12 protein-coding genes and 2 pseudogenes are annotated in these 8217 nt (G+C 39.8%); 2 read left to right on the top strand and 12 right to left on the bottom strand.

What is annotated here, in order from left to right; genetic code table 11:
- Positions 1-141, top strand: a pseudogene (locus F0232_RS24675) (IS110 family transposase); the annotation flags it as partial.
- A gap of 119 nt (positions 142-260) precedes the next feature.
- Positions 261-809 (top strand): GIY-YIG nuclease family protein, encoded by a 549-nt coding sequence (locus F0232_RS24680; RefSeq protein WP_171751079.1) that lies wholly within the window; start codon positions 261-263, stop codon positions 807-809.
- A 100-nt stretch (positions 810-909) separates the two neighbouring features.
- Here F0232_RS24680 and F0232_RS24685 read toward each other — a convergent pair whose 3' ends face one another.
- The 12 genes and pseudogenes from F0232_RS24685 to F0232_RS24750 all read right to left on the bottom strand — a co-directional run bounded on the left by F0232_RS24685 (position 910) and on the right by F0232_RS24750 (position 7764).
- On the bottom strand, positions 910-2049 hold the full coding sequence (locus F0232_RS24685) for a hypothetical protein (RefSeq protein WP_171751080.1): 1140 nt from the start codon (positions 2047-2049) through the stop codon (positions 910-912).
- Positions 2050-2177: 128 nt separating this feature from the next.
- Complete coding sequence (locus tag F0232_RS24690) at positions 2178-2669, bottom strand: hypothetical protein (RefSeq protein ID WP_171751081.1); 492 nt, start codon at positions 2667-2669, stop codon at positions 2178-2180.
- Complete coding sequence (locus F0232_RS24695; RefSeq protein ID WP_039479238.1) at positions 2659-2979, bottom strand: hypothetical protein; 321 nt, start codon at positions 2977-2979, stop codon at positions 2659-2661. The genes F0232_RS24690 and F0232_RS24695 overlap by 11 nt, the downstream gene beginning before the upstream one ends.
- Positions 2980-3131: 152 nt before the next feature.
- Complete coding sequence (locus F0232_RS24700; RefSeq protein WP_171751082.1) at positions 3132-3923, bottom strand: hypothetical protein; 792 nt, start codon at positions 3921-3923, stop codon at positions 3132-3134.
- A 254-nt stretch (positions 3924-4177) separates the two neighbouring features.
- Positions 4178-4435: a DUF4160 domain-containing protein gene (locus F0232_RS24970; RefSeq protein ID WP_216608354.1), complete on the bottom strand. Its 258-nt coding sequence runs from the start codon at positions 4433-4435 to the stop codon at positions 4178-4180.
- Between the two features lie 32 nt (positions 4436-4467).
- Positions 4468-4570 (bottom strand): annotated as a pseudogene (locus F0232_RS24710) (DUF3265 domain-containing protein).
- Positions 4571-4584: 14 nt separating this feature from the next.
- Positions 4585-4935: a cupin domain-containing protein gene (locus tag F0232_RS24715; protein WP_038483440.1), complete on the bottom strand. Its 351-nt coding sequence runs from the start codon at positions 4933-4935 to the stop codon at positions 4585-4587.
- A gap of 166 nt (positions 4936-5101) precedes the next feature.
- Positions 5102-5380, bottom strand: coding sequence for a hypothetical protein (locus F0232_RS24725; protein WP_171751083.1), 279 nt, complete (start codon positions 5378-5380; stop codon positions 5102-5104).
- Positions 5381-5591: 211 nt separating this feature from the next.
- On the bottom strand, positions 5592-5963 hold the full coding sequence (locus tag F0232_RS24735) for a DUF6404 family protein (RefSeq protein WP_171751084.1): 372 nt from the start codon (positions 5961-5963) through the stop codon (positions 5592-5594).
- 70 nt (positions 5964-6033) lie between these two features.
- On the bottom strand, positions 6034-6345 hold the full coding sequence (yqfB, locus tag F0232_RS24740) for a N(4)-acetylcytidine aminohydrolase (protein WP_105057078.1): 312 nt from the start codon (positions 6343-6345) through the stop codon (positions 6034-6036).
- 172 nt (positions 6346-6517) lie between these two features.
- The gene (locus F0232_RS24745; RefSeq protein ID WP_105057076.1) at positions 6518-7603 is read right to left on the bottom strand and encodes a hypothetical protein; all 1086 of its coding nucleotides are present in this window, start codon (positions 7601-7603) and stop codon (positions 6518-6520) included.
- Positions 7603-7764: a hypothetical protein gene (locus tag F0232_RS24750; protein ID WP_171751085.1), complete on the bottom strand. Its 162-nt coding sequence runs from the start codon at positions 7762-7764 to the stop codon at positions 7603-7605. Before F0232_RS24750 ends, F0232_RS24745 begins: the two co-directional genes overlap by 1 nt.
- Positions 7765-8217 lie beyond the last annotated feature (453 nt).

The raw sequence follows: 8217 nt of genomic DNA on the forward strand, positions 1-8217 counted from the left end.
AAGGCTACTTATGAACGATTACTTGCGGCAGGAAAACCTAAAAAAGTAGCGATAGTTGCCTGCATGAGAAAGATGGTTGTGACACTCAATTCAATGCTAAGAGACGGTGCAATATGGGATAAAGATAGCGTCAAAAATTAACTATTGACGCCATAGTCTCTTGTTATGTGTATTTTCAACCATTTGCTTTTGACTAATCTCAATATTATTCAGCTCACACCATGCTAACCTTTGCACAAACATACAGTACGGTGATTTTAATGGACAGAAATAGCTTGGAAGAAGCCCTTAAAACTCCGTTTAGGAACAATAAATATCGTTGTGACCATATCTATATCGCCTACTCACCAGCACTACATATTTTTAAGATTGGCATTTCTAGCAACCCCAAAGCACGACTGTCCCAATTGAAAACTACTGGTATTGGAGAAGTGAAAGACTGGGAATACCATTTTGTACGTAAAGTCGGGACTATAACCGCTCACAGTCAAGAAGTAGAAGTTTCACGTCAGTTATATAACCACAATATTCAACTCAACTACCTCAACTGTACCGGTGCAGATTACTCCCGAGAGTTGTACCGATGTGATATTAAGATTATCAAAGCTGCATTCAAATCTGTTGGGCTAACTATCCCTGTGACTAGTCCTGCTTTACGTAAAAGGTTTATAGCGACTGTCCCAAAAATGAACTTTCTACAATGGGTAAATCTAAACCGTGAAAACGTCGGATTAAGCGCAATAACATTGGAAGAGCTACAAAACTCCAGATTCTATACAATTCCAGAGGACGCTAACTTTAGCGCTTGATTGAGTTCACATAACGCCGCATTAAGGTGTGAGCGACGTTTGCCTATACTTTGAGCGAAGCGAAAACGGCAAGCGTTGCGAATCACTCTTGAATGCTTTGTTAGCTTTCTTTGTCCAGTAAGCTACGCCACCAATTATTAAGAACACCATTAACAAAATAAGTAAAAGTGTCCATTGAAATAGGTAGATCCTCAGATTTCCAACTAGCGCCCAATGTGTGTGTGGCTAAACCTATACTGCCTTTTTCTGCGATACCAAGTTCTTTTGATATGTAGTCTGGAGGACCGCATAGTGGAGCTGGAAAAGGAGTACCACCATGCAACGCTGATGATCTATAACTATATAATTTATCGAGTATCTCTCTAAACCCTGTTTTCGACCACTTAACCCTTGCCCATTCAATAGGTCTTACTTCTGGTGCTTCCGGCATGAATTTGGTGCTAAATTTAATGAATTTATTTGTAGCTCCCAGAGTATGGACGATTTCTGTAGCAACAATTTCTAATAACTCCTCTCCACCCTTGTCTACCAAAATTTCTGCGAGTTTGGGCTTAGAAGAACGCAACCTTTCCGTCGGAGACTCTTGCTCAGACGACCATTGATTCGCAGCTGTTTCAACAGAAGAAATTAACATTAGCCAAGCAAGCTCTGGTTCACTTTCCGCTACCCAAAGCGCATCTTGGAACATTCTCGAAGCTCGAACTAACGCTATGTACTGCTCCTCGGTAAGATTGTTTAACATATACAATTCATCAAGCTTTGAAATATCGACAGTTTTAACAACACTTGGTAGAACTGGACCTCTAGCGCTAATCTCAATTTGTGGAGGCTTAACCCGAGTGGAGCTAGGAGTTCCCAATGGGTCATCAGAATGACTGTCATAAGATCTTGTCATAGGACCAGCCTTTATCCTAATACCAAGCTTAACAGATACAAGCGCAGCTATCTCATCGGTTATCCACCCTCCATGATATTTGGAAGTATCAGTTTTAACCCCGTAACTACCTTGATCTTCTAGATACCAGAACATTCTCAGAGTAATTGCATCATATATAGACCCAGCCTTATTTACTCCTGTGATCATATTTAGGAACTTGTAAGGACCAAGATCTGTATTTAACTCGCCGGTTACATGAGCATCGGTGTAAAGTGGGAACTCAGTAATAGACCTGGGACTAATTTCTGAATTGAACTCTTTCATATTCCAGTAGGACAAAACTCCACTAGTATGTACTTCCAATTAATATCTCCGAATTTTCCTAGAAAGCTAACGCCACATTAAGGTGTGAGCGGCGCTTGGCTACACTTGATCGAAGCGAAACTGCCAAGCGTTGCGAATCACTCTTAAATGCTTTGTTATACAAATAGTTAATCGTATACGGCTTCCGCTCTTTCTGCGCTACTAAACACAATTGCTTCCCAGGCAGCTCTTGTACATGACCATAGTGAATAGCCTAGTAAGAACAAACACACAACTAGCATTGAATATATGTCTAGTGACTCAAAGTGGTTGAAGTAAATTACATCACCAAAAAACTGTTGGATATAAACACCTTTAAGGATGGATGCCGAGGTAGTCATTGCTAACCCGTAAGTAATAGCAGCAAAAGCCGAGTCAGCGAAAATACCAAATTGTTTATATATTAGCCCTGCATACTCGGCACTTGACCCTTTGGCTGAAAGGTAATGTAAAACAAAGCATATAAGTGAGCCAAACCAGATACTTATATTAAGGTGCTTCCACTCAAGTACATTTCGGATAGCTTCATTGTAATACTTCTGATCAGTAATATAAGTAGCTGCTATCGCGACAAGCACAATGAGAACAGAGACTAGGCGATAGTTAAATTTAGGAAGCATATTTACTCCCATTAAACTCGTTCACCTTTTTTTGGTCTTCATCGTCGTTACTTTTACCGAGCAAGCCACCGATTAAACCACCTAGCACTACTCCCGGCACACCACCCATTACTCCAATAACACCGCCTAAAGCCATTGCTGGTGCTGTTTTATTGTCTGATTCAGCTAGAACTGAATTGACAGAGTAAACCTTATCATTAACCTTTAAACGGCTAGAACCTAAGCTTTGAGCTAACTCTTGGCGCGTTTTAGCCGTATTTTGAATATATGTTTTCTTCCCTGTCTGACGATCTTGTACATACAGACGCATCTGACTAACTCCCTTTTATGTGTATGACGCCAAATTAAGGTGTGAACAACGCTTACACCTTAGTTAAAGCATTGTGCCATAAACACTAAACCGGCTTGAAGTGAAAGCACCGAGCGTTGTGAATCACTCTTAAATTTATTGTTATATGCGTACTAAAATTGAGTAAAATCTAGAAGTGTTGGAACTTTCACGACTCCAGATTGGATTGCTCCTATAATTGCGAGTATTAACGTCAAAAATACTAAAGCATACTGTGTATATTGCGCATCTTTTTCTCTAGCACTCTCCATTTGATAACTTTCTAGGGTAGCTATAGCTTTGCCGGTAACTTTGTAATCGCCTCGCTCTACCACCACTAACTCACCAGACGAAACGAAAGAGTTTAAGTACAAGTCCATTCTTTTGCGGCTGTCTCTACCTTTAGGGTGAAGATACCAACGAGGAGAGTACAGTTGAGTCATGACTTCATGCGACGAAAATGCTTTAGATGGCTCGTTCAGTTGGAAGTCTATCAATGTACCCAGTAACTTCATTCTATGGGGGAATTGAAGCTTTTTACGGTTAAAGAAAAGCTGAGGTACATGATATTTCGATAAAGAGTACAGCGATCGAAGCTTATACAACCCTGTCTTTTCATTGACTACATAATCCCACAACGACCAATAAGTATGACTGACTAACCCATGATAATGATCTATTCGAATATCAAGCTTTTCGACCATTTCAAATGTCGAAGTAGCATCTAAGGAAAACCGTCTTCCGTCCCATGCTTTTAGAATAAGCTGGCTACCATCTATACTCTCTAGCAAATATAACGGTGCGCCTTCAAAGTAGAAGCCAACAGTATATAAATCAACCGATTTACCATCATCACCTGTTCTAGGAATCATGCCCTTCGCTAGCTTCGGTTCAATCTCTTTTAAGATACTCTCTAATTGCACCATTTTCTCCAAGCATATAACGCCCTGTTAAGGTGTGAGGTACGCAATACCGAAGCCTCCGCATACCACCTAAACCACTAAAACCAACCACTAAAACCAACGCATAGTAAAAATGCCACGCGTGCCGAATCACTCTTGAACAATGTGTTATGTGTTTGCTCTCAAAGATGCAATTAATCGCTCAGTAACGCCACTAGCTTGAGTTACTTCCCACAACTCCAATATTTGAGCTTTGTTTTGACCCAACCATTCACCGATTACCTTATCGTACTTTTTGCTAATTCTTTGTAAGAGCCAACAATTCTTTTACCAGTTTCAATGCAAAAACTAGCAGTATGTTCATTTTTTCCATAGTCGATATGAATGTGGGGTCTTTGGTGATGTTTCTCTTGGTACATTTTTATTTTCAAGTTTTGCAGCTTAAGAACAAGAAAAGACAGATCACTATTTGACCGTGAGCTGTGAAGATCAATTTCTGCCATTCGCTTCTGTAGAACTTCAACTTTATCTATCATCTACCTATACCTCGCATACACATAACGCCCTGTTACGGGGTGAGCAACGCAATACCGATGCCGTCGCATGCCACCTTAAACACTAAAACCAACGCATAGTGAAAATGCCACGCGTTGCGAATCCCTCTTGAACAGATTGTTATGGCGATTTACTTAAGACTTGCTTGGATTATCAATAACTCAATTTCATTGTCCGATGTATTAACCAAACCATGGGTGCCAAAACGTTTATTAACTATCATATCTCCTGAAGCCACTTTTCTATCCTCTCCTTCAATGGTCATAGTGCCTTCACCTTTCAAAATGATATACATTTCTTCATCATCTCCGTGAGTATGCTCACCCATAGAGCTTCCAGGTGGCATAACAACACGGATCGCAAAATCCCAAGCACCATCGAAATCTTTACGTCTGAATGCACGATAAATATCTATTGAACCTTCTCCATCATGGCTATTTTCGTCGACTTCTTTATCGCAGGTGTAAAAATTACGTATCATTTTTTCCAAATTCCTCTTTGATTCTTTTCCGTAGATCTACTGAGCGCCATAACGCCCTGTTAAGGGGTGAGCAACGCAATACCAAAGCCACCGCATACCACCTTAAACACTAAAACCAACGCATAGTGAAAATGCCACGCGTTGCGAATCCCTCTTGAACAGTTTGTTAGGCGACATTTCTACGTTTAACTTCTTTCTCATACGAAGATTCGTTGTATAGCCAAATAGCCCAAAATGCGAAAAACATCCCGATCGTGTAAATTGAGTAATTAAGAGCATTATCCGATAAGAAAATCGTAATGCTTGCAGCATCAGAAGATGGATAAAGGAAAATAACATTAAAAATCATGTACAAAATGGCTGTGACGAAAGTTGTTCTGAAAAGCCAATGTAAACATCCTTTCTTTCGCGATTTTTGCCAATTATCAAATGCTTTACCATTCATTAATCCACTCCTTTTCTGTTAACTGAAGCTAGATTCACGCCAAGATACTATCCACTAGTCTATCGTTTGTCTCATGTCGCCTAACGCCCTGTTAAGGTGTGAGCAACGCTATACCGAAGTCGCCGCATACCACCTTAAACACTAAAATCAACGCATGTTGAAAATGCCACGCGTTGCGAATCCCTCTTGAACAGTTTGTTAGGTTTTGGGCTTATTCTCCCAATGAACCCCAATCTGTTAGATTTAATTGCTTGCGCCTAATGTAGTAGAAGGTTGCCATAACTAAACCAAACAATGCTCCAGTAAGTAACGAGATATAAACCGCTTCTAAAGCTGGTTTGCCTAGCTCGTCCCACACAAGAAACCATTGGAAGATTCCCCAAACAGGAGCAAAGAAAGCCACACAAAGCATAACGTTTGCAAAAAAGCTTTGATAGTAAGGCGGCGGAAAACACAGTCCGAATTTACGTAACAACTTTACAAGTGGAGGATTGTAGTTCGACTTCCAAACACCTTTGTCACTTAATTCTTTGTGTGCAAGTTGTAGCTTCGTACTAAAAACGAAGTAAGCCGAAAGCGCCAAGCGTTGGGAGTCCGTCTTAAACGCTTTGTTATGTGCGAAATATGACGACCGACTCAGCTACCTCAAAAATTTAGCGTACCACCTTAAATCGAATAAAATACAAGCTATTTTCGGCGGGGTAAATTTTGCGCAATATCCACTTGAGCATAAACACAAACGGTAAGTTCTCTGCTTTAGCATGCTCTCGGTTTAACTCTGCGAACTTTACAGGCTCTACGCTCAGAATCTCGATGTCGCAGATTCTTCTATCTTCTTCATGAGTCCTAACTTCAAGAAGTTGTCCGACATAATAGTGACTCTCCGTTTTATCACGAATCGTAGCTACCTTCTTACCCGAGGTAATATGTCGTTCCATACGTTCGAAAAAAGTTATTTTATCCAATAAGTTACCCTACGATATTAAAACGCGCTTCTAGCACATAACGCCCAATTAAGGTGTGAAGCACGCATCCACTACACTTAATTTGACCACCGTAAACACTAAGCTTAACCCAAACCGAAAATGCCAAGCGTGCTGAATCACTCTTAAATTGTTTGTTATAACAAGATAAAACCTAGCCTCTTAAGTCAATTTTTTCGACATCAAAGCCAAAGATCTCATCGGGTTTAGATTCCACAACAACTAATTCAATATGTTGCTCTTTAATGATATGAATTTGGTTGGCATAATTTTTTGCGCGTGGGAAAACTCGCCAAGAGATTGGCTCACTAGCGTAATGAGTAACCTCTTTATTGAGTAATGTAAACAACCCTTTATCAGTTTCAATCGCAGTTCCGAAAGCTGCAGTTCTTGCTTTCAGGACTTTATCTGTAATTACAATATCCGGGTATTCTTCGTACTCTTGACTCAGCACACTCCCGCTACAAACTGTACCGCTTTCAGTTATGGAAAACGTTTTATCACCTGCAACCCATGCGTTCTTAAAATAGCCTAACTGATTTATAGACGGTTTAATTTGTTTAATACCTTTAACCGATTCGAAATACTCTCTATTAGAGTCAAAATCTGATTTACTTGGCATAGACTTAAAATCACAGCGAACAATTGAGCTCATTGTTTCTGCAAATAGTGTCGTTGATTGCCAATCAACTTCTAAGCACGTATCACTTACGATTTGCTTAATATTGTCTCGATTAAAAAATTTAGAAAACGGAGTATATGACAATACGCCCGACTGCCCAGCAGCGAACGCTAGGCGGCCATGCGAATTAGGTGATAGTGTAAACACCATCTCATCAAACATGGTTAGTTCACCGCTTAGTTCACCTGTTAAGTAATTAAGACTTAAACATTGCACACCTTTTTCTGAAGCAATATACAGCTTATTTGAAAATATGTTGATATCAGTAGGCCAAACACCAACCTCATAACTTGAAAGTTTGTGATTATTTAGAATATCCTTTGCTACAGTAATAGAATCAATACCATTAGTAGAAATTTTATTTCTACTATCTTTGATCAGTTCTTTAATAGATAGTGAATCAAAGAAGTTTACACCTTTTAGCGCCTCTTCGAATATGTCCTCCCACTTATATACCGATAATATATAATTTGAATCCACTAGGAAAAGAAGGCCAGAGTAAATATATGAATCGACATAGTCACCTTCAATGATGATTTTAAACTCATTGTTAGTCATTACCACTTGCCCTTAGTGATTTTCGATTGAATATGCTTATTGATAATACCATTATTTTTCCAGCTATCGAGGACCGTTGTCGGCGGACGATCCGCTTGCCTTGAAGGTACTACTGGGTAACCATGCCACTCCCCATTGTGGTCAGTTACGTACTTAGCCATGTACGCACTTGCTGTCCCGTTGTTACCTATTTCAGTATAGTTGCCTATAGAGCCCTCAATAGACCAAACATTATTTTTTCCACAAACCCATTCTTTTTTTTGTCCTTCGACAAATAAATTTAGCTCGACCCATTCCGAAACTGTCCATTGAGTGCAGTCCTCTTTAGGTTTTTGAGCTCTATGTTTTGGGTTAACTTTATAGCTACTTAATTTCAATTTTCACCTACTAGTTATAACGCCGCGTTAAGTAGTGAGCAACGCTACCACAAAACTAAAACATGCCACTGTAAACACAATACCCAACGATGGAATGAAAAATGCCAAGCGTTGGGAATCTGCCTTAAACGCCTTGTATGGATAATAAGCACTCCAATCGGGTAAGGTGAGACCCAGACTTTAGCTGCAACTAAAGTTCTTCTATCTGGTAGTTCGATTAAACGATGGCTCCTCGAT

Source organism: Vibrio sp. T3Y01, from assembly GCF_013114525.1.
Lineage (GTDB): Bacteria > Pseudomonadota > Gammaproteobacteria > Enterobacterales > Vibrionaceae > Vibrio > Vibrio chagasii_B.

What these genes read in the sequence shown, in the direction of transcription:
- F0232_RS24745 (WP_105057076.1), bottom strand. Translation starts at nt 7,603, where the DNA reads ATGACTAACAATGAGTTTAAAATCATCATTGAAGGTGACTATGTCGAT.
- F0232_RS24750 (WP_171751085.1), bottom strand. Translation starts at nt 7,764, where the DNA reads ATGGCTAAGTACGTAACTGACCACAATGGGGAGTGGCATGGTTACCCA.
- F0232_RS24690 (WP_171751081.1), bottom strand. Translation starts at nt 2,669, where the DNA reads ATGCTTCCTAAATTTAACTATCGCCTAGTCTCTGTTCTCATTGTGCTT.
- F0232_RS24680 (WP_171751079.1), top strand. Translation starts at nt 261, where the DNA reads ATGGACAGAAATAGCTTGGAAGAAGCCCTTAAAACTCCGTTTAGGAAC.
- F0232_RS24715 (WP_038483440.1), bottom strand. Translation starts at nt 4,935, where the DNA reads ATGATACGTAATTTTTACACCTGCGATAAAGAAGTCGACGAAAATAGC.
- F0232_RS24695 (WP_039479238.1), bottom strand. Translation starts at nt 2,979, where the DNA reads ATGCGTCTGTATGTACAAGATCGTCAGACAGGGAAGAAAACATATATT.
- F0232_RS24970 (WP_216608354.1), bottom strand. Translation starts at nt 4,435, where the DNA reads ATGATAGATAAAGTTGAAGTTCTACAGAAGCGAATGGCAGAAATTGAT.
- F0232_RS24725 (WP_171751083.1), bottom strand. Translation starts at nt 5,380, where the DNA reads ATGAATGGTAAAGCATTTGATAATTGGCAAAAATCGCGAAAGAAAGGA.
- F0232_RS24700 (WP_171751082.1), bottom strand. Translation starts at nt 3,923, where the DNA reads ATGGTGCAATTAGAGAGTATCTTAAAAGAGATTGAACCGAAGCTAGCG.